The following is a 17,960-nucleotide window of genomic DNA, read 5'->3' as shown; positions in this document are numbered from 1 at the left end:
GGGGCGCAAGATTGCGCCCTATACAATTGCAAGGTTGCCTTTCTGCGGCTGCAGCCCTTAACAAGACGCCGGCTCTTGCAGAGCCTTCGAACAACACAACCTGGTCCTGACATGCGCCGCATTCTCTTTCTGATGATCTTTGGCATTGCCGGTCTGGCGATCCTTGTGTCGCTGGGTGTCTGGCAAATGCAGCGGTTGGCGTGGAAACAAGGCGTTTTAGCCGAAATCGAAAATCGGATTTCAGCCGATCCGGTTGATTTGCCTGACACTGTGTCGCCTGATGCTGATAAGTACCTGCCGGTCACAATTGCGGGCGAGGTCGAGCCGGGCGAGATCCACGTTCTTGTCTCGGTCAAACAGGTTGGGGCGGGCTATCGCATCATCCAGTCTTTTAGCACAAATGACCGGACAATTCTTGTGGACCGGGGCTTTGTTCCTGTGACCGCGAAGCACGATCAAAGGCTGAATGGACCGATGGAGATCACTGGAAATCTGCACTGGCCGGACGAAATTGACGGCTACACGCCTGAGCCGGATATTGACGACAATATATGGTTTGCCCGCGATGTACCGAACCTGGCCGCCGCACTTGGGGCTGAGCCTGTTCTGCTAATCGCGCGGTCGCAAACCGACCCCAACATCACACCCTTGCCTGTTTCGGTGACGGGTATCCCGAATGATCACTTGCAATATGCAATAACATGGTTTGGCCTGGCTTTGGTCTGGGCCGCGATGACCGGATATTTTCTGTGGCGCAGCCGCGCCCCTTCTGAGAGTGACGCGACATGAAATACATCTCGACCCGCGGGCAGGCGCCCGAACTGACGTTTGAAGAGGCGATGCTGACCGGATTGGCTCGTGACGGTGGTCTGTACCTGCCTGCCGAGATCCCGGTGATGACGCAGGATGAGATCGCGGCACTGGCCGGACTGCCCTTTGAGGAAATCGCGTTCCGGGTGATGTGGCCCTATGTCAGCGGATCTTTCGGTGAGAGTGAGTTCAAAGAGATCATCGGCCGCGCCTACGAAGGCTTCGGCCATGACGCCCGCGCGCCATTGAAGCAGTTGAACGAAAACCACTTCCTGTTGGAGCTGTTCCACGGGCCGACCTTGGCCTTCAAAGACTTCGCCATGCAGCTGATCGGTCAGCTGTTCCAGGTGGCGCTGAAGCGGCGCGGAGATCGTGTGACCATCGTGGGCGCGACCAGCGGTGACACCGGATCGGCTGCGATAGAAGCGTTCCGGGGGCTCGACGCCGTGGACGTGTTCATCCTGTTCCCGCATGGCCGAGTTTCGGAAGTGCAGCGTCGGCAGATGACGACACCTGCGGACAGCAACGTGCATGCGTTGGCCGTGGACGGCGATTTTGACGATTGTCAGGCTGCGCTGAAGGACATGTTCAACGATTTCGACTTCCGCGACGGCGTGAAGCTGGCTGGCGTGAATTCGATCAACTTTGCCCGTGTTCTGGCGCAGATCGTCTACTACTTTTCCGCTGCTGTCAGCCTCGGCGCACCGCATCGCAAGGTCAGCTTTACGGTGCCGACCGGCAATTTCGGTGACATCTTCGCGGGCTACCTTGCCAAGCGCATGGGCCTGCCAATTGATCGTCTGGTTGTCGCAACCAACCAGAACGACATTCTGCACCGTTGCCTGTCGGGCGAGGGGTACTTCAAGGGCGACACCATCCCCTCGATCAGCCCGTCGATGGATATTCAGGTCAGCTCAAATTTTGAACGCGCGCTGTACTATGCGTATGGCGAAGATGGCGGCGCTGTCGCGCAGTTGATGGATGAATTGAAGAACGGCGGCTTTAACGTCAGCCAGGGCGCAATGGAAGCGCTGCGCGAAAGCTTTGACTCGGGCCGTGTATCTGAGGATGAGACCCTGGCGACAATCAAGTCCACTCTGACCCACAGTGCGGAACTGGTTTGCCCGCATACCGCCGTGGGCATCAAAGTTGCAGAAGCACATCGCGCGGCCGACGTTCCGATGATCACACTGGCCACCGCGCACCCCGCAAAATTTCCGGCAGCGGTCGAGAAGGCAAGCGGCACGCATCCGCCTCTTCCATCCCGCATGTCTGATCTATATGAACGTCCGGAACGGGTGACCCGCATTGCAAATGATCTGGGTGCCCTCGAGGATCATATCAAAAGGCATATTGCTGAGTGACTGTCAGACAAGACCAACTGAAGAACGGATTTCGTATCGTCAGTGAACAAATGCCGGGGCTGCAATCTGCGGCCATCGGCATTTGGGTATCCGCCGGTGGGCGGCATGAGCGGATCGAGCAGAACGGTATCGCGCATTTCCTTGAGCACATGGCTTTTAAGGGAACCAAGCGCCGTTCGGCTTTGCAAATCGCCGAGGCGATTGAGGACGTGGGCGGGTATATCAACGCCTACACGTCGCGCGAAGTGACAGCTTATTACGCGCGTGTTCTCAAAGGCGATGTGGCGCTGGCGATGGATGTTATCGGTGACATCGTTCTGAACCCGATCTTCGACCCGCGTGAGATCGAAGTTGAACGCGGTGTGATCCTACAGGAAATCGGTCAGGCCTATGACACGCCCGACGATGTGATCTTTGACTGGTTGCAAGAGCAGAGCTACCACGATCAACCGCTGGGTCGAACCATTCTGGGTCCGACCGAACGGGTCAGTGCGTTTTCTCGCGAAGATCTGTCCGGGTTTGTGGCTGAACACTATGGACCCGAGCAGATGATCCTGTCTGCCGCCGGTGCCGTCGATCACGACGCGCTTATGAAAGCCGCCGAGGAGATGTTTGGTCATCTGCAGCCGCGCAAGGGATTGATCCCGGAAACCGCCCGTTTCACTGGCGGCGAAGCGCGGCAGGAGAAAGAGCTGGAGCAGGCGCATTTCGCGCTGGCGCTGGAAAGCCCTGGCTATCGCGACGATGCGATCTACACCGCACAGATTTATTCGACGGCGCTTGGCGGAGGCATGTCCTCTCGCCTGTTCCAGGAAGTGCGCGAAACACGCGGGTTGTGCTACACGATCTTTGCGCAGACCGGAGCTTATGCCGATACCGGCACGACGACGATTTACGCCGGAACGTCAGCGGATCAGGTGGCAGAGCTGGCCAGCATAACGATTGATGAGATGAAACGCGCTGCCGAAGACATGAGCGCCGAAGAGGTTGCCCGCGCCCGCGCGCAGATGAAAGCCGGTATGCTGATGGGGCTGGAAAGCCCGTCGAACCGGGCGGAACGTCTGGCGCGTCTGGTGCAGATCTGGGACCGGGTTCCCTCGCTTGAGGATGCCGTGGCCAAGATCGACGCTGTCAGCACCGAAGATGTGCGTGCCTTCGCCGAACAGATGGCAGTGCAGGCCCCCGCAGCGCTGGCGCTATACGGTCCTGTCTCGGGCGCACCGACGCTGGCGCAATTGCAGGAGAGGCGTGCGGCGTGATGCTGTTGGGCAGACGCAAGCTGAAACTTGAAACCGAGCGCCTGAGCTTGCGCCCGCCCGCGCATTCCGACTTTAACGACTGGGCGGCGCTACGGCGCGCGTCGCAGCAATACCTGACCCCGTGGGAGCCGATCTGGGCCAAGGATCATCTGAGCCGCAAGTCCTTTACCAACAGGGTTTATTGGGCGCAGCGCTCCGTGGCCGGTGGGACGGCGATCCCACTGTTTTTGTTCCGTCGCACGGATGATGTGCTTTTGGGGGCCATCACGCTGGACAATGTCCGTCGCGGCCCGGCGCAGGCAGGAACCTTGGGATATTGGACGGGCCAGTCTTTTGCCCGTCAGGGTTACATGCGCGAGGCCATTGGTGCGATCGTTCATCACGCCTTTACCCGACTGGACCTGAGCCGGATTGAGGCCGCTTGCCTGCCCGAGAACAAACCGTCCCGTGGCTTGCTGGAAAGTTCGGGATTTAAATACGAGGGCGTGGCGCAGTCGTACCTGCAGATCAACGGGCGGTGGCGGACGCATGTGCTGTACGCCAGCCTACGGTCGGACCGGCGCGGGAAGACCGACGCGGGGTAGGTCAATGGCGCGGGCAAAACAGCCAATGATTTGGATCAGTGGGGCGATGGTAAGCGTTTCGAGTATTAAGGGGTTTGATCAAGACAACTATCTCGAAAACAACGAACTTGCCGTCGATGCTATGAAGCGGAACAATGTTGGGGAGCCCTTGGCGGCAGATCGTTTCCCCACGGAAATGTATGCGGAATACAAAGACAAAAAGGAAAAGAAACAGCCTGATCTTTTCAATGCCGGCGGGACTTGTAGCGTTTCTACTGCCTGTGCGGCAGTTCTGCGCCAGTTTGATCTCGGTGAAGGCAACCTTTATCCTGTCAGGCTGTTCCAGCATGATCGCACCACACCGGTCGAAGGCGAGTACTTCTGTTTGAACTTCGGTGCGCAAAAGACCGCCGTGCTGACAGAACAATCTCCGCGCATCACAAAGCCATACCCAAATTATGCTATCTGGCAGCCGCCTGGGGCAATGCAAGACAAGGATATTGCGGTCAGCGCTTCGGCCCTGGATGGTCCTGACATCTGGATAGACACACAAATGCGCCACGCGTTTTTTGTGAGTGATCCGTTGGCACAAGCGTTACGTGTGGCGAAAGTCTCACGTCCCTTCAAGCTGCGGAAGTGCATCGTTCTCTGAACTGCTCCTAGAAAATGCCAATTCCGTGATTTCACCCACGCGATATCTGCAGGCGTGACTTACCTGTGTTCTGCGCTACACTCCGGACATGCGCTGGGTTGTTGCGGTATTGATGGTGATCTCGGGTGGGGCTTCGGCACAGGAACGGCGGCCGAGCCATTGCATTGCCATCGCGGATGCCGCACCGGGGATTGAGTATATTCACAAAGCAGCCTGGCAGGATCCGGTGCCGGAGTTCTCGGTTCGGATTAGCTATATTGCTCACGCGTCCTTTCTGATTCAGACCCAGGGCGGGTTAAACGCGGTGACGGACTTCACCGGCTTTATCGGCAGTGCCGATCTTATCCCGGACGTGGTCACAATGAACCATGCCCACAGCACCCATTGGACCGCCCACCCGGACCCGGCCATTCCGAATGTATTGCCGGGGTGGGGCGAGTTCGGGCAGGGGATCGAACACTATCTTGATCTGGGAGAGATGTTGGTGCGCAATGTACCAACCGACATCCGATCCTCGTACGGCGGCTATGAAGAGCGCGGGAATTCGATCTTTGTGTTCGAAGTTGAAGGGCTGTGCATAGGCCATCTGGGTCATCTGCATCATGTGCCGTCGGATGAACAATTTGCTGCACTTGGGCGTTTGGACGTTGTGATGGCCGCGGTGGATGGCGGAACGACGATGCCGTTGCCGGAAATGATCACGGTTTTGAAGCGGCTGAAAAGCTCGGTCATTATTCCGATGCACTGGTTTTCCAGCTTTTCGCTGGACAGGTTCCTGGTCGATATCCGCGAAGATTTTCCGGTTGAGCGCAAAGGCGTGTCCGAGATCACGGTGTCCTTGCGCACGTTGCCCGATCGCCCGGCTGTTGTTGTGCTTGAGCCTCAATACCTCATTGAGCTGGAATAGGGCTTGTGGGAACGCGGTTGCTTGGGCAAGGAAAGGGTATGAAACTGAACCCTGCCGATGACAATTTTGCCCAATCAATCCGCACTGCGCTGGGCGATGATATTCTGCACCCTGTCGAGGAACGATACCTGGAAGAGCCGCGCCGCAGGTTCGCAGGCCGTGTCGGCGTTCTGGCGCTGCCGAAGTCGGTAGAACAGGTTTCGACGCTCGTTCGGCTCGCCTCGGATGCTTTGGTTCCCGTCGTGCCTTATGGTGGCGGCACCGGATTGGTTGGCGGGCAGGTGATGACCGACGGCCCGGCTCCGTTGCTTGTTTCACTGGAGCGGATGTCAGCCATCCGCGCGGTTTATCCGACCGAGAACATTCTAATCGCCGAGGCCGGTGCCATTCTGGCCGATGTTCAGGCTGCTGCGGAAGAAGCTGATCGATTGTTCCCGTTGGCATTGGCGGCGCAAGGGTCTTGCCGGATTGGAGGAAATCTTGCGACGAATGCGGGTGGGGTCAATGTATTGCGCTATGGGAATGCGCGCGATCTGTGTCTTGGGTTGGAAGCAGTTCTTCCGAATGGTGAAATCTGGCACGGCCTCAGCCGTTTGCGCAAGGACAACACTGGGTATGATCTGCGCAACCTGCTGATCGGGGCGGAAGGTACACTGGGGATCATCACAGCCGCGTCGTTGAAGCTGTACCCGCGCCCGACCGAAACCGGCACTGCGATGTTCCAGGTAACCTCTCCGGATGCTGCCATTGAATTGCTGGCGCTGGCACGCGATCAGGTGGGCGAGGGGGTCAGCACCTTTGAGCTGATCCACAAGCAAGGCCTGCAATTCCTGTCCGAGGTTTTGCCCGATATCCGTCAGCCCTTTGACGACCAGCCCGAATGGATGGTGCTGGTGGAGTTGGGACTTTCCGGCGGCGTGTCAGCGTCAGAAGCGCTGATGGCGGTGTTCGAGGCTGCAGAAGCGCGCGGGCTAGTAGATGATGCGGTCATAGCTCAAAGCGAAGCGCAACGAATGGAACTTTGGGCGGTGCGTGAGCAGATCCCTGAAGCTAACCGATTGATCGGTTCGGTCTCAAGCCATGATATCTCGGTCCCGATTTCGGATATCCCCGCGTTTATCCAGCGTGGGTCCGAGGTGGTCAATGCGTTGGGGACATTCCGTATCAATTGCTTTGGACATTTGGGCGACGGCAATCTGCACTACAACGTGTTTCCGCCGCAGGGGCACAACCGCGCGGAATATGATACCCAGCGGCATAGTGTTAAGCGCGCGGTGCATGATCTGGTGCATGAGTTCGGTGGGTCGATCAGCGCTGAGCACGGCATAGGCCGTTTGAAAACGGATGATTTGGAGAGCTATGGCGATCCGGTAAAGCTATCTGCGATGCGTGCTATCAAAGCTGCCCTTGATCCAAAAGGAATCATGAATCCGGGTGCCGTTCTAAAGGCGTAGGCGCGGCCCATTTAGTACAGGCCGCGCGCTGGGTTCACGATGCGGGCAGGATAACTTTGTCAATCACGTGGATGACGCCGTTCGACGTTTCGATGTCTGCCTGAACAACGTTCGCGTCGTTGACCATTACGCCGTTATCAAGGTCAATCTTGACTTCTCCGCCCTGTACGGTTGCGGCTGTCATGTCATCGGACAGATCGCCTGACATCACTTTTCCCGGCACCACATGATAGGTCAGGATTGCAACCAGCTGATCCTTGTTCTCGGGCTTCAGAAGGGTTTCGACTGTGCCTTCGGGAAGGGCGGCAAACGCCTCATCCGTGGGAGCAAAAACGGTGAATGGACCTTCGCCTTTCAGCGTATCAACCAGTTCTGCGGCCTGAACGGCGGCGACGAGGGTTTCAAAGCTGCCTGCGCCGACGGCGGTGTCGACGATATCTTTGGAATGGCCATCAGCATATGCCGCAGTTGAGACGAATAGGCTTGCGACACCGGCAATTGCGAGATTGCGAAACATGGTATGATTTCCCTGGTTGGAATGCCCTTGGTGGCATCAATCGGGGTACGCTGCATCACTGAAAAGAGATCACTGTTTGTGCCGATAAGTTCGGGTTGATCCAATAAAAAACCGCGCTAAGCCAGCGCGGTTCCAAGTTTCCACTCACGAATTTGTGATTGCACGGGACGTCAAAGGCCTTCGAATTCGCACAGGACGTGGACATCCATCCCCATGTCTTCCAATGCCTTGCGCCCGCCTAACTCTGGCAGATCGATAATGAACGAGCATGAGACGATCTCGCCCCCCAACCGTTCGATCAGTTTGATGCCCGCGGCAGCAGTGCCACCTGTCGCCAGCAGATCATCGACGACGAGGATTTTTTCACCCGGTTGGATGGCGTCGTCGTGGATTTCGACAATCGCCTCGCCGTATTCAAGCTTGTAGTCTTGACTGATCGTGGTTCCCGGCAGCTTGCCCTTTTTGCGGATGGGCACGAATCCGACGCTTAGCTGGTGCGCGATTGCGCCGCCTAGGATAAAGCCACGCGCCTCGAGGCCAACGACCTTGTCGATGCGCTCACCGGCATAGGGGTGCAGCATTTGATCGATCGCCATGCGGAAACCGCGCGGATCCGCGAACAGGGTCGTGACGTCCCGGAACATGATCCCTTCATGTGGGAAATCCACGATGGTCCGAATGTAATCTTTGACCGACTTGTTTCTGGACATGGCCATCCCCTCTGGCGTCAAAACACGCTGGGCTGTTTGGCCCATTGGTGTGAGTCATGCAAGGAAAGATTGCCGCCCCAGGCGTGCGGCGTTTCGACTGACGGTGGTCGCGATACAGTGCATCGACCGGCCGCGTCAGATATGGTTTGTGCCCCTTGCCTTGATCTTTTGAAAAAATCGCCTGAGCGACATGAAGGTTCGTTGCCATAACCTTCTTTTGTTGTTAGGTGCTCGTGAATTACAAACTATATGCGACGTATATACAAAGCCTATCTTGCAGGCCTGGGATATTGATGGGAATGGGACGCGTGGGAACGAAAGACGGCAAGGTTTCAACTAAGAAAAACAGTCAGTTGGTCCTGCGGCTGGACAAGGATGAACGGGACGAGTTTGTTCAGCTATGCAAAGAGTTGGACACGTCGGCCGCGCGAGAAATCCGGCGGTTCATTCGCGGTTTCATGAAGGAACACGCTGAGAGCTGAGCCCTCAGGCCGGGCGGCGCAGAACAGCGGTGGCCACTCCCATCCCGATTAATGCCAGCCCTCCGAACCGGGTCATTGCGGTGACGACGCCCGAACGGCCGATCATCTGGCGCAGGTGGTCCGCCAAAAGGGCGTATGCCAGCGAATTCAGCCATGCCAGCCCCACAAAGGTTGCGATCAGGATAGCAAATTGCGGTCCGAGCGGGTCAGCCGGGCGCAGAAACTGAGGAACGAAAGCGATAAAAAACGCGATAGATTTCGGGTTCAACGCGGTGACGGCGGCAGCATGGCCAAAAACGCTGTGTGCGGTGACATTGCGCCCGGTGTCCACAGTCTCAAGCCCGCCTGATGGCGCGCTGCGCAACAGTTTGATCCCCAGCCAGACCAAATAGGCGGCACCGACCCATTTGAGGGCCGTGAATAGGGCAGCCGAGGCCAGGACCAGCGCACCAAGCCCCAAAAGAGAGGCCGTCATAGCCACCAGATCTCCAACAGCTACACCCGTCGCCGAGGCGACAGCCACGCTGCGCCCCTTGGATAGGGCATAGCTGAGCACCAGCAAGACCGTCGGGCCTGGGATCAATAGTAAGGCGGTAGATGCAGCGACAAAGGCGAGCCAAAGGTCAAGGGACATCGGAAATCCTGTGAATACGTTTCCCGCAGCAAGCCCGGACCAGCGCGCAAGGTCAAGCCCTGCGTGGTTGCGTTGTCAGACGCATCAGCGCCTCAAGCGGACCGCGTTTGAATTTGCGGGACCACAATAGGGCAAAGATCGAGGACGCGGCGCAGAACGCAACAGCGTAACCCGCGATCTGCGGGGCGTTCAGTGACCCGTTCAGCAACCCGGCCTCCTCCAGTATGCCCATGCCGATCAGGATGTGCACCACATAGAGCGTCAGGCTCTGCCGACCGGGCGCGGTCAGGACAGGGCCAATGGGCAGCTTTTCGATCTTCGGCCACAGCTTCAAAAGTAATCCGATCACCACGCAAGCTGACCCTGTACCGGCAATGATGTAGAATGGCCCAGGAGGAATGGACTCTGTTCCCAAATAGGTCGCCAAATCAGGGTCCGCGATCAGCATCTGCGGGAAAAGCGCAAATACTGCGGCTCCAAACCCCCACATGATCAACCGGTGTTGGATGCAGATTGTGTGAAGATCGGCCCGACCAATGGCCATTCCAATCAAAAGGAACGCCGCCCAGGGAAAGATCGGGTGCCATCCGTTGAAGAGCAGGTTGCGCAAGAAACCAGGCAGGGTCCAAAGGTCAGTGTATGTCAGCGTGTCCCAATCCCAGCCAAGGTCATAGTTAAAGATCATGACGGCGAAGATGGACAGTGCCATCACCCCAGCCGAACCCAGCCACAACGCGCCTGCGGGGGCCGTCAGGAAAGCTGCACCAACAACGAAGTACGCGGCGTAGAAATGCAGGATATCGGCGTCAAAAACAGTCATATTGACCAGGCCTAGCACGAACAGAAACGCCGCCCGGCGCAGCAGTACCGAAGCTGACACAGAGGATAATCCAATTCCGATACCGGCCAGAATGACGAATAATGCGGCAGCGCGACCTTCCAACGAGTCGATCAGAATCGAGGCCCAGGCACTACCAGGGGCGACCTCAGCAGCAATGCGGAAATTCACCAGAACCATTCCGCAAAACGCCAGAAATCGCGCTGCGTCCAATGCCTCAAGTCGCTTCATGCTATCCCTCTGTTTCGCCAGCGTTTTGACGGTGCCGTGCGAACCACAGATCGGTGCCGTACAGGCGATTTTTCAAGATGACGGGCAAAAAAGAGCCGGGGCCGTGCAATGCGGCAACAAGTTTTAAGATTGGATTAAGTGTGCTTCGTGCGGCTTGAAACGGTTCCTCGGGCCACCAACCTTGGACCGGACGCAACGCTTCGGAGAGGCCGATGGTTCAAGCAGATCAAACACGCGCGAACGCGACACCTGAACCCAATCCCTCGCGGCTTGCCCACGTGAAGGGCGCGCTGATCCTTTTGGTTCCAGTCCTTGCGGTGATCTACGCGGGCATCGTGGGGTATATGTATGTGAACCAGCAATCGCTGTTGTTCAAACCAGATGGCGAGTTGTCTGCGCCCAATTCGATCGGCCTGGCCGATGTTGAGACCGTTTCCCTCACTATGTCCGATGGTGTCACGCTGACCGCGTGGACCGCCCCACCCGCGATAGAAGGCGCGCCGACGGTTTTGTTTTTTCATGGCCAATCTGGCAATCTGGGCGACCGGGCCGACCGGATGAGAGAGATCCTCAACAGCGGCTTCGGCCTGCTGGCCCCCAGCTACCGTGGCTATCCGGGCAGCGAGGGCGAACCGTCCGAGACGGCGCTGATTTCCGACGGCATCCAGATGTATGACCAGCTGGATCGCCAAGGTGCGGACGTTGTGTTGCACGGCCAAAGTCTTGGAACAGCCGTTGCGACTGCCGTAGCTGAACAGCGCCCAAATGCACAGCTGCTGGTGCTTGAGGCACCCTTTACGGCTACGGTGGACGTCGCGGCGGAAAGATATCCCTGGCTACCGGTGCATGCCCTGATGCAGGATCAGTTCGCGACCCGTGATCTGATCGAGAACGTCACCGTTCCGACTTTGATCTTCCACGGGACCGAGGATGAAACGGTTCCACTGCATCACGGCGAAGCTTTGGCCGCGATGGCCGGGGAGACGGCGCAGATCTATGTCATCCCGGACGGCACACACAACGACCTCTGGTCGCACGGATTGTGGGATCAGGTTCAACAGTCTTTGCCAGCCAACTAAAGTTGCCGGTCAGAGAATCCGACCAGCAACAGCATCCAATTTTGCCAACACGGTGGGATCACGTTTCTCCGGTGCGGTCAGGATGGCATATTCCAGTGCCCGGTCGCAGCCATGAGGGCAGGGCGCGCGGTCAGCGCCCAGCAGATCGGGCAGACCTTTGACAAGCGCACGGCCTTTCTCGGCATTGCCGGTTAGTGTGGCGATGATGGCGGTGACGTCCACCTCGCCGTGATCCGGGTGCCAGCTATCGTAATCGGTGACCATGGCGATCGAGGCATAGCAAAGCTCGGCCTCGCGGGCGAGTTTGGCCTCGGGCATGTTGGTCATGCCGATTACGTCGCAGCCCCAGTGTTCGCGGTACACCTTGGATTCCGCCAATGTCGAGAATTGCGGCCCCTCCATCGCCAGATAGGTGCCGCCGCGATGGATGGTTATCCCTGCCGCTCGACCGGCAGTCTCACACGCGTCCGACAGGCGCGGGCAGGTGGGGTGTGCAACGCTGACATGGGCCACGCAGCCGGTGCCAAAAAAGCTCTTCTCGCGCGCGAATGTCCGGTCGATGAACTGATCGACGATCACGAAATCACCCGGCGCCATGTGCTCGCGGAACGACCCGCAGGCCGACACCGAGATCACATCCGTCACGCCCAGTCGCTTCAGCGCATCGATATTGGCGCGGTAAGGCACTTCAGTAGGGGAATGCACGTGGCCGCGCCCGTGACGAGGAAGAAAGGCCATCTCAACGCCATTCAGCGATCCGGTCAGGATCTGGTCCGAAGGATCACCCCATGGGGTTTCGACCGTAACCCATTTCGCTTTTTCCAAACCGTCGATGTCGTAAATACCTGATCCGCCGATGATCGCGATTTTGGTCTGGGTCATGGCTGCTCTCCGTGAAAAACTGTTGTAAGAGTTCTGCGTGGCAGCCGCGGGTTTGGCAAGTGGCTTCAAGGGTTTGTGTAACTTGCTTGCTAGCTATGCGGTTTACGCATATCAGGGTCCCGCTGGGTGCAGTATCTAATGTCAGGTATGACAGGTAAAAGGCATCTTTCGCGCGAACAAACAACCCCACAGGACGTCTCATGCCCCGAGCCATGCTGGCAAGCTTTGCCAATCGTATAGCCAAACCCGATCTCCGCTGGATGCCGGATGAGGGGCTAACGGTCTCGCGCCTGCGGATTGAGCTGTTGTCGGGCCTGACCGTTGCGTTGGCGCTGGTCCCCGAGGCGGTGGCGTTTGCCTTTGTCGCAGGTGTGCACCCGTTGGTCGGACTGTATGCCGCGTTCATGGTGGGCTTGATTACAGCGCTGATCGGTGGTCGGCCGGGCATGATCTCCGGCGCAACCGGCGCTCTGGCTGTTGTGATGGTGGCGTTGGTGGCTGAACACGGGGTGGAATACCTGTTCGCCACGGTGGTTCTGATGGGTATTTTGCAGGTCATTGCAGGCGCGATGCATTGGGGTCGGTTCATCCGACTGGTGCCGCATCCGGTGATGCTGGGGTTTGTGAATGGTCTGGCCATCGTGATTTTTCTGGCCCAGATGGGGCAGTTCAAGGTTCCGGGCACCATGGAAAACACCGGCCACGGTCTAAGCGGTGGTGAATGGTTGTCGGGCCTGCAGCTTTACACGATGTTGGGTCTGGTTGCCCTGACGATGGCCGTGATCTGGGTCATGCCGCGTATCACGCGTATCGTGCCCGCACCATTGGCCGGGATTGTTGTTGTGGCTGCGCTTGTGATTGGGTTCGGACTTGATGTGCCGCGCGTTGGTGATCTGGCCTCAATTGAGGGCGGCCTGCCGGCGTTTCACATCCCGATGGTGCCGCTGAACTGGGAAACCTTTGAGATCATCTTGCCCTACGCTGTCATTCTGGCCGCCATCGGCTTGATTGAATCCCTGCTGACCCTGAACCTCGTTGGTGAAATCACCGGCAAGCGCGGAGGGGCCTCGCAAGAATGCATTGCGCAGGGTGTGTCCAATGTAGCGACTGGATTCTTCGGCGGCATGGGCGGTTGTGCGATGATCGGTCAGTCGATGATCAACGTAAAATCCGGCGGCCGCACCCGCATCGCCGGGATTGCTGCGGCCCTGTTCCTGCTGGTGTTCATCCTGTTCGCCTCACCGCTGATTGAGCAGATTCCGCTGGCCGCGCTGGTTGGTGTGATGTTCATGGTGGTGATCGGGACCTTTGCATGGAACTCGTTCAAAATCATGCGCAAGGTGCCCCTGATGGATGCGTTCGTCATTGTTCTGGTGACTGTTGTGACCGTGATGGAAGACCTTGCGGTTGCCGTGGTTGTCGGTGTGATTGTCTCGGCGTTGGCCTATGCCTGGAACAATGCTAAACGCATTCACGCAGTCACGCGGGACTCGGCCACGGAAGAGGGCGCAAAAGTCTATGAGATTCAGGGGCCTTTGTTCTTTGGTTCGTCCGACGGATTCATTGAACTGTTTGATATTCAGAACGACCCTGACACTGTAATCGTGGACTTTGCCGAAAGCCGCGTCGTGGATCAATCCGCGCTGCAAGCCATCGAAAACATCGCTGGAAAATACGAGGCTGCGGGCAAACGCGTCATGCTGCGCCACCTCAGCCGGGATTGCCACAAACTGCTGAACAAGGCCGGCCACCTTATGGTCGATAGCGACGATGACCCGGACTACGAACTGGCCGTCGATTACTCGGTCCGCACGGGTGTGCTGGGCGGGCATTGATTGCAAAAGGCGGCCACTTCGGCCGCCTTTTACTTTGGAGCAATCCGTTCCAATTCTTCGATATTACCAGACAGAAGCGCCTCTTCGGCTTCGGCGATCTTCTCGGCGGGCCAATCCCACCAGTTCAATGCTAAAAGCCGGTCGATGGTGTCCTTTTCGAACCGGAACCGCCGCACTTCGGCAGGGTTTCCGGTGATGATCGCATAGGGCGGTACGTTTCCGCGAACAACAGACCCGGCACCAATAATTGCCCCCGAACCGATCTGCGCACCGGGCAGGATCATTGCGCCATAGCCAATCCAGACATCGTGGCCGATGAGAGTGTCGCGCGTGTCCGGCTGAAACCCGGTCATTCCGTCCGGGTCAAACACTGGAAACGGAAAGCACGTCAATCCATCCATTGAATGATTGGCCGATGATGTGATGAAACGTACGCCATGGGCGATCTGACAGAACTTCCCCAGCACCAGCTTTTCTTGCGAAAACGGAAACAGGTACGGGGCAAGCCGATGCGCCCAATCCTTGGGCGCATCGAAGTCCGAAGCATAGCTGAAAGCTCCGGCCTTAAACCTAGGATGGTCAATCGCTTCAGACAGGAAAACTGTGCCCTTGTGATCAGAGCCATCAGGGAGCGTGATCGGGTATCTGCGTAAGGGGTCAGGAAGCGGCATTAGTCATCCGGTCGTGAAAGGCTGAACAGCTCGGTGACCACCGAATAGTCCCGGTACCCAAGCCTTGCCAGCGGTTGGAATGTTGTGACGTCGAACATGCCGTCTTTCAGGCAATCGTCGCGCAGATGTACGCCGGTTACTTCTCCGAACACCACCCGATTGGCCTCGCCCGGAAGGGACACGATCTGGGTTAGCTTGCATTCCAGCGCTGCCGGAGCCCCATCGATCCGGGCGCATGGGATGGTTTCGCATTCCAAGGGTGTCAGGCCTGCATGGCCAAATTCGTCGACATGTTTCGGCAAGCCTGCTGAGCTGGCATTCATTGCGTCGCGATGTGCGTGGGCCACGACGTTTACACAAAACACCCGCGTTGCCTTGATATTGGCAAGACTGTCTTTCGTGCCGTCCTGATCGTGTTTGGTTCCGGTTGAAGCAAACATCACCTGCGGCGGGGTGTAAGCAACGCCGTTGAAAAACGAATACGGAGCCAGATTGTTGATCCCATCTGTGTCACGTGTGGAAATCCAGCCGATCGGTCGTGGCGTGATAATGGCGTTGAACGGATTGTGCGGCAGGCCGTGGCCGTCTTCGGGGCGATAGAACATAAGATCTCCAAGCGTTTGCCCAAGGCGTACCGAAGTGCTAGGGCGATTGCCAGCTAGGAAAAGAGGGCAGGGTGCAGCAGTTCGTGATCAGGCCGGAGGAGCCGGATGATTGGTGGGAGGTCGAGGCACTTTACGACCTGTGCTTTGCGCCGGGGCGTGAGGCGCTGTCCTCGTATCGTCTGCGCGATGATGTTCCACCCGTGACGGGCCTTTCGCTTGTTGCGCGCGACGGGCAGGGCATTCTGGCCGGGGCGATCCGTTTCTGGCCCGTGCATGTGGGCGATCACGACGCTTTGTTGCTGGGCCCCGTGGCGGTGCACCCGACCCATCAAGGCGAAGGTCTGGGGGGATTCCTGATCCATCAGGGGCTTGAGGCCGGTCGCGAAATAGGCTGGCAAAGGGCGATGCTGGTGGGCGATGCGCCTTATTATGCGCGTTTCGGGTTCACACGACTTTCCGGTGTGGAAATGCCCCCGCCAACAAACCCAGACCGGGTCCTAGGCGCGGAATTGAGCCCCGGTGAATGGTTGAATGTGCGTGGCGAGGTGACCCGCTGGACGCGTTGAGCTATTGAAACCCTGCCGTTCAGCCCCGATGTTTAACGTCAGGAGGGCTTATATGCAGGACGTGCTTCTAGTCGAAAAGCTGGATACCGATGCCGAATTGGATCGGTTGGCCAAGTATTACAGAACCGCCGGAGGTCCCGGTGTTAAACTGTTGAACAGTTTGGGGGGGTCGGCGGAATCGCTATTGGAACAACTTCCTGTATCTGTGCGGGAGGGGCTGACAGGGGCCACCGAACAGGCGCTTTGGCTAGCGATGCATGCAGCCGAGGGGTCTCGCCGGGCTGTTCCGGATCAAAAGCCATGGGTGAACACGGCTGTCGCAACGGCGATGGGGGCGGCCGGTGGCATGGGTGGCGTGTCGACTGCCCTGATGGAATTGCCTGCAACAACGGCCATGCTATTGCGTGCCATTCAGGGTGCGGCGTTCCGCGAAGGATTCGATCCGTCCGAGGAAGGCGTCAAATTTGATTGCGTTCGGGTCCTGTCTGCAGCCGGACCACTGTCTTTTGACGATGGCGCAGATCTTGGCTTCTTTTCGGTCCGCCTGACGTTGACTGGCCCAGCGATGCAAAAGCTAATTTCAGCGGTGGCGCCGCGTCTGTCCATTGTACTGGGCCAGAAGCTGGCGGCGCAATCGATACCGGTTCTGGGTGCGATCGCAGGGGGTGGTACGAACTACGTCTACACCCGGTACTATCAGCAGGTGGCCCGAGTTCACTTTGGGCTGCGACGACTGGCAATCGATGCCGATATCCCGCATGAAGATCTGGTTCGGAAGCTGGCTGCCCGCGTTTGAAACCGGCCTAAATGCTTGGAAGAAACCGCACCATATGGTATTCTGACCCCAGCCGGCCGCTAAATGTATAAGAACCTCAAAGGTCGGCGATTGAGGATGAAAGCAGTTTGAAAGGTGGTGCGGCGTGATCGGTGCGAGGCAACCGACGTGTCTGCAGGGAAGCGAACAGCACCTGCGGCTTAAGCATCAATCGGCAGCGCTCTGCTATCGCATCAAACACGGAAAGCTCAGGGTTTTGCTGATCACAACGCGCAAATCCAAGCGCTGGATCATACCGAAGGGCTGGCTGATCGCGGATATGACACCATCGCAAACCGCCAGACGAGAAGCTTGGGAAGAGGCTGGGGTTAAAGGCAATTGCGCAATCAAGCCCATGGGTCGTTTCTCATATTTGAAACCCCGCTCCAGTACGAACCCCGTATTGTGTCTGGTGGATGTCTTTCCCCTCTGTGTTACGTCCATTGCGCCTGAATTTCCTGAACGGGCCCAACGAAAGCGAAAATGGGTTTCGCCTAAAAAAGCGGCCTCTCTGGTGAAATCGCGGGAACTGTCCCTTTTGTTACGCCGTCTTGGCCCGATTCTACACTGAGTCGCCTTGCGAAGGGCTTGATCTTGCCATGTCTGTCGGTATCTATTTGCCTACCGGAAAATGGACGGACCATGATTCAATATTCGCTGAAATGCAGCCGCGACCATACATTTGACAGTTGGTTTCAATCGGCCGCCGCTTACGACAAACTCGCCTCCGCAGGTATGGTGACCTGCGTTGTGTGTGGTGACGCGCAAGTAGATAAGGCTATCATGACCCCTCGCGTTCGTCCGGCCCGCAATGCCCAGACAACTGAACCACAAAGCAAACAGGTGGATGTCGCGACCCCGTCGCCAGACATCGAGAAGGTGCTGGCGGATCTGCGTCGCAAGGTCGAGGAAAACTCGGACTATGTCGGTAAGGATTTTGCCAAAGAGGCGCGTAAGATCCATTTGGGCGATGCGCCCGAACGCGCGATCTATGGCGAAGCCAAGCCCGATGAGGCCAAAGCGCTGATCGAAGACGGCGTGCCAGTTTCGCCGTTGCCTTTCCTACCCACCCGTAAAACGAACTGAC

The 17,960-nt window shown here is 57.7% G+C and carries 21 protein-coding genes; 14 read left to right on the top strand and 7 right to left on the bottom strand.

The window, feature by feature from the left end; all coding sequences use genetic code 11:
- Positions 1–111: 111 nt before the first annotated feature.
- The 7 genes from AC2FJC_RS18200 (at position 112) to AC2FJC_RS18170 (ending at position 7,009) form a co-directional block, all read left to right on the top strand.
- Positions 112–789 carry an SURF1 family protein gene (locus AC2FJC_RS18200; protein ID WP_496740588.1) on the top strand — a complete coding sequence of 226 codons (678 nt, stop codon included), beginning with the start codon at positions 112–114 and terminating at the stop codon, positions 787–789.
- Positions 786–2,174, top strand: coding sequence for a threonine synthase (gene thrC / locus AC2FJC_RS18195; RefSeq protein ID WP_496740586.1), 1,389 nt, complete (start codon positions 786–788; stop codon positions 2,172–2,174). Before AC2FJC_RS18200 ends, thrC begins: the two co-directional genes overlap by 4 nt.
- On the top strand, positions 2,171–3,433 hold the full coding sequence (locus tag AC2FJC_RS18190; protein WP_496740584.1) for a M16 family metallopeptidase: 1,263 nt from the start codon (positions 2,171–2,173) through the stop codon (positions 3,431–3,433). Before thrC ends, AC2FJC_RS18190 begins: the two co-directional genes overlap by 4 nt.
- A complete protein-coding gene (locus AC2FJC_RS18185; RefSeq protein WP_496707182.1) occupies positions 3,433–4,017 on the top strand; it encodes a GNAT family N-acetyltransferase in 585 nt (194 codons plus the stop codon). Before AC2FJC_RS18190 ends, AC2FJC_RS18185 begins: the two co-directional genes overlap by 1 nt.
- Before the next feature lie 4 nt (positions 4,018–4,021).
- Positions 4,022–4,648, top strand: a complete 627-nt coding sequence (locus AC2FJC_RS18180) for a hypothetical protein (protein WP_170561007.1) — start codon at positions 4,022–4,024, stop codon at positions 4,646–4,648.
- 88 nt (positions 4,649–4,736) lie between these two features.
- Complete coding sequence (locus AC2FJC_RS18175) at positions 4,737–5,555, top strand: MBL fold metallo-hydrolase (RefSeq protein ID WP_496740581.1); 819 nt, start codon at positions 4,737–4,739, stop codon at positions 5,553–5,555.
- Positions 5,556–5,593: 38 nt separating this feature from the next.
- Positions 5,594–7,009, top strand: a complete 1,416-nt coding sequence (locus AC2FJC_RS18170) for an FAD-binding oxidoreductase (RefSeq protein WP_496740579.1) — start codon at positions 5,594–5,596, stop codon at positions 7,007–7,009.
- A 34-nt stretch (positions 7,010–7,043) separates the two neighbouring features.
- Here AC2FJC_RS18170 and AC2FJC_RS18165 read toward each other — a convergent pair whose 3' ends face one another.
- Together AC2FJC_RS18165 and AC2FJC_RS18160 are read right to left on the bottom strand one after the other, a co-directional pair.
- The gene (locus tag AC2FJC_RS18165; protein WP_496740577.1) at positions 7,044–7,526 is read right to left on the bottom strand and encodes a fasciclin domain-containing protein; all 483 of its coding nucleotides are present in this window, start codon (positions 7,524–7,526) and stop codon (positions 7,044–7,046) included.
- Between the two features lie 170 nt (positions 7,527–7,696).
- Complete coding sequence (locus AC2FJC_RS18160; protein ID WP_058272309.1) at positions 7,697–8,236, bottom strand: adenine phosphoribosyltransferase; 540 nt, start codon at positions 8,234–8,236, stop codon at positions 7,697–7,699.
- Positions 8,237–8,535: 299 nt separating this feature from the next.
- Here AC2FJC_RS18160 and AC2FJC_RS18155 point away from each other — a divergent pair, with 299 nt between their 5' ends.
- Positions 8,536–8,718, top strand: coding sequence for a hypothetical protein (locus AC2FJC_RS18155; RefSeq protein WP_496740575.1), 183 nt, complete (start codon positions 8,536–8,538; stop codon positions 8,716–8,718).
- 4 nt (positions 8,719–8,722) lie between these two features.
- Here the strand turns inward: AC2FJC_RS18155 and AC2FJC_RS18150 are convergent, their stop codons facing one another.
- Positions 8,723–9,352: a LysE family translocator gene (locus tag AC2FJC_RS18150; protein ID WP_282169121.1), complete on the bottom strand. Its 630-nt coding sequence runs from the start codon at positions 9,350–9,352 to the stop codon at positions 8,723–8,725.
- 52 nt (positions 9,353–9,404) lie between these two features.
- Complete coding sequence (locus tag AC2FJC_RS18145) at positions 9,405–10,421, bottom strand: DUF418 domain-containing protein (RefSeq protein WP_496740573.1); 1,017 nt, start codon at positions 10,419–10,421, stop codon at positions 9,405–9,407.
- 212 nt (positions 10,422–10,633) lie between these two features.
- Between AC2FJC_RS18145 and AC2FJC_RS18140 the strand changes: the two genes are divergently transcribed.
- Positions 10,634–11,500 carry an alpha/beta hydrolase gene (locus AC2FJC_RS18140; RefSeq protein ID WP_496740571.1) on the top strand — a complete coding sequence of 289 codons (867 nt, stop codon included), beginning with the start codon at positions 10,634–10,636 and terminating at the stop codon, positions 11,498–11,500.
- Between the two features lie 9 nt (positions 11,501–11,509).
- Here AC2FJC_RS18140 and AC2FJC_RS18135 read toward each other — a convergent pair whose 3' ends face one another.
- Positions 11,510–12,382: an S-methyl-5'-thioadenosine phosphorylase gene (locus AC2FJC_RS18135; RefSeq protein WP_282120020.1), complete on the bottom strand. Its 873-nt coding sequence runs from the start codon at positions 12,380–12,382 to the stop codon at positions 11,510–11,512.
- A gap of 200 nt (positions 12,383–12,582) precedes the next feature.
- Between AC2FJC_RS18135 and AC2FJC_RS18130 the strand changes: the two genes are divergently transcribed.
- Positions 12,583–14,217, top strand: a complete 1,635-nt coding sequence (locus AC2FJC_RS18130) for a SulP family inorganic anion transporter (RefSeq protein WP_472724206.1) — start codon at positions 12,583–12,585, stop codon at positions 14,215–14,217.
- Positions 14,218–14,246: 29 nt separating this feature from the next.
- Here the strand turns inward: AC2FJC_RS18130 and AC2FJC_RS18125 are convergent, their stop codons facing one another.
- Positions 14,247–14,888 carry a CatB-related O-acetyltransferase gene (locus AC2FJC_RS18125; RefSeq protein WP_496740569.1) on the bottom strand — a complete coding sequence of 214 codons (642 nt, stop codon included), beginning with the start codon at positions 14,886–14,888 and terminating at the stop codon, positions 14,247–14,249.
- Positions 14,888–15,493 (bottom strand): flavin reductase family protein, encoded by a 606-nt coding sequence (locus AC2FJC_RS18120; RefSeq protein ID WP_496740567.1) that lies wholly within the window; start codon positions 15,491–15,493, stop codon positions 14,888–14,890. Before AC2FJC_RS18120 ends, AC2FJC_RS18125 begins: the two co-directional genes overlap by 1 nt.
- A gap of 71 nt (positions 15,494–15,564) precedes the next feature.
- Between AC2FJC_RS18120 and AC2FJC_RS18115 the strand changes: the two genes are divergently transcribed.
- From AC2FJC_RS18115 to AC2FJC_RS18100, 4 genes are all read left to right on the top strand, one after another.
- The gene (locus tag AC2FJC_RS18115; RefSeq protein WP_496740565.1) at positions 15,565–16,059 is read left to right on the top strand and encodes a GNAT family N-acetyltransferase; all 495 of its coding nucleotides are present in this window, start codon (positions 15,565–15,567) and stop codon (positions 16,057–16,059) included.
- A gap of 52 nt (positions 16,060–16,111) precedes the next feature.
- Positions 16,112–16,855, top strand: coding sequence for an EcsC family protein (locus tag AC2FJC_RS18110; protein WP_058272251.1), 744 nt, complete (start codon positions 16,112–16,114; stop codon positions 16,853–16,855).
- 124 nt (positions 16,856–16,979) lie between these two features.
- Positions 16,980–17,444 (top strand): NUDIX hydrolase, encoded by a 465-nt coding sequence (locus AC2FJC_RS18105; protein WP_496740563.1) that lies wholly within the window; start codon positions 16,980–16,982, stop codon positions 17,442–17,444.
- Positions 17,445–17,515: 71 nt separating this feature from the next.
- Entirely contained in the window at positions 17,516–17,959 is a 444-nt protein-coding gene (locus AC2FJC_RS18100) for a DUF1178 family protein (protein WP_108861745.1), read from the top strand.
- Position 17,960 lies beyond the last annotated feature (1 nt).

The sequence above is a fragment of the Ruegeria sp. CDSB117 genome (genome assembly GCF_059611005.1).
The sequence above is the reverse complement of the archived record's forward strand: the minus strand, read 5'-3'. Positions and strand labels throughout refer to the sequence as shown.

Bases quoted from the DNA above. Each gene is read 5' to 3' on its own strand.
- AC2FJC_RS18145 (WP_496740573.1), bottom strand. From the start codon at position 10,421: ATGAAGCGACTTGAGGCATTGGACGCAGCGCGATTTCTGGCGTTTTGC.
- AC2FJC_RS18170 (WP_496740579.1), top strand. From the start codon at position 5,594: ATGAAACTGAACCCTGCCGATGACAATTTTGCCCAATCAATCCGCACT.
- AC2FJC_RS18160 (WP_058272309.1), bottom strand. From the start codon at position 8,236: ATGTCCAGAAACAAGTCGGTCAAAGATTACATTCGGACCATCGTGGAT.
- thrC (WP_496740586.1), top strand. From the start codon at position 786: ATGAAATACATCTCGACCCGCGGGCAGGCGCCCGAACTGACGTTTGAA.
- AC2FJC_RS18120 (WP_496740567.1), bottom strand. From the start codon at position 15,493: ATGTTCTATCGCCCCGAAGACGGCCACGGCCTGCCGCACAATCCGTTC.
- AC2FJC_RS18125 (WP_496740569.1), bottom strand. From the start codon at position 14,888: ATGCCGCTTCCTGACCCCTTACGCAGATACCCGATCACGCTCCCTGAT.
- AC2FJC_RS18135 (WP_282120020.1), bottom strand. From the start codon at position 12,382: ATGACCCAGACCAAAATCGCGATCATCGGCGGATCAGGTATTTACGAC.
- AC2FJC_RS18110 (WP_058272251.1), top strand. From the start codon at position 16,112: ATGCAGGACGTGCTTCTAGTCGAAAAGCTGGATACCGATGCCGAATTG.
- AC2FJC_RS18130 (WP_472724206.1), top strand. From the start codon at position 12,583: ATGCCCCGAGCCATGCTGGCAAGCTTTGCCAATCGTATAGCCAAACCC.
- AC2FJC_RS18185 (WP_496707182.1), top strand. From the start codon at position 3,433: ATGCTGTTGGGCAGACGCAAGCTGAAACTTGAAACCGAGCGCCTGAGC.
- AC2FJC_RS18165 (WP_496740577.1), bottom strand. From the start codon at position 7,526: ATGTTTCGCAATCTCGCAATTGCCGGTGTCGCAAGCCTATTCGTCTCA.
- AC2FJC_RS18100 (WP_108861745.1), top strand. From the start codon at position 17,516: ATGATTCAATATTCGCTGAAATGCAGCCGCGACCATACATTTGACAGT.
- AC2FJC_RS18200 (WP_496740588.1), top strand. From the start codon at position 112: ATGCGCCGCATTCTCTTTCTGATGATCTTTGGCATTGCCGGTCTGGCG.
- AC2FJC_RS18180 (WP_170561007.1), top strand. From the start codon at position 4,022: ATGGCGCGGGCAAAACAGCCAATGATTTGGATCAGTGGGGCGATGGTA.
- AC2FJC_RS18140 (WP_496740571.1), top strand. From the start codon at position 10,634: ATGGTTCAAGCAGATCAAACACGCGCGAACGCGACACCTGAACCCAAT.
- AC2FJC_RS18175 (WP_496740581.1), top strand. From the start codon at position 4,737: ATGCGCTGGGTTGTTGCGGTATTGATGGTGATCTCGGGTGGGGCTTCG.
- AC2FJC_RS18150 (WP_282169121.1), bottom strand. From the start codon at position 9,352: ATGTCCCTTGACCTTTGGCTCGCCTTTGTCGCTGCATCTACCGCCTTA.
- AC2FJC_RS18155 (WP_496740575.1), top strand. From the start codon at position 8,536: ATGGGACGCGTGGGAACGAAAGACGGCAAGGTTTCAACTAAGAAAAAC.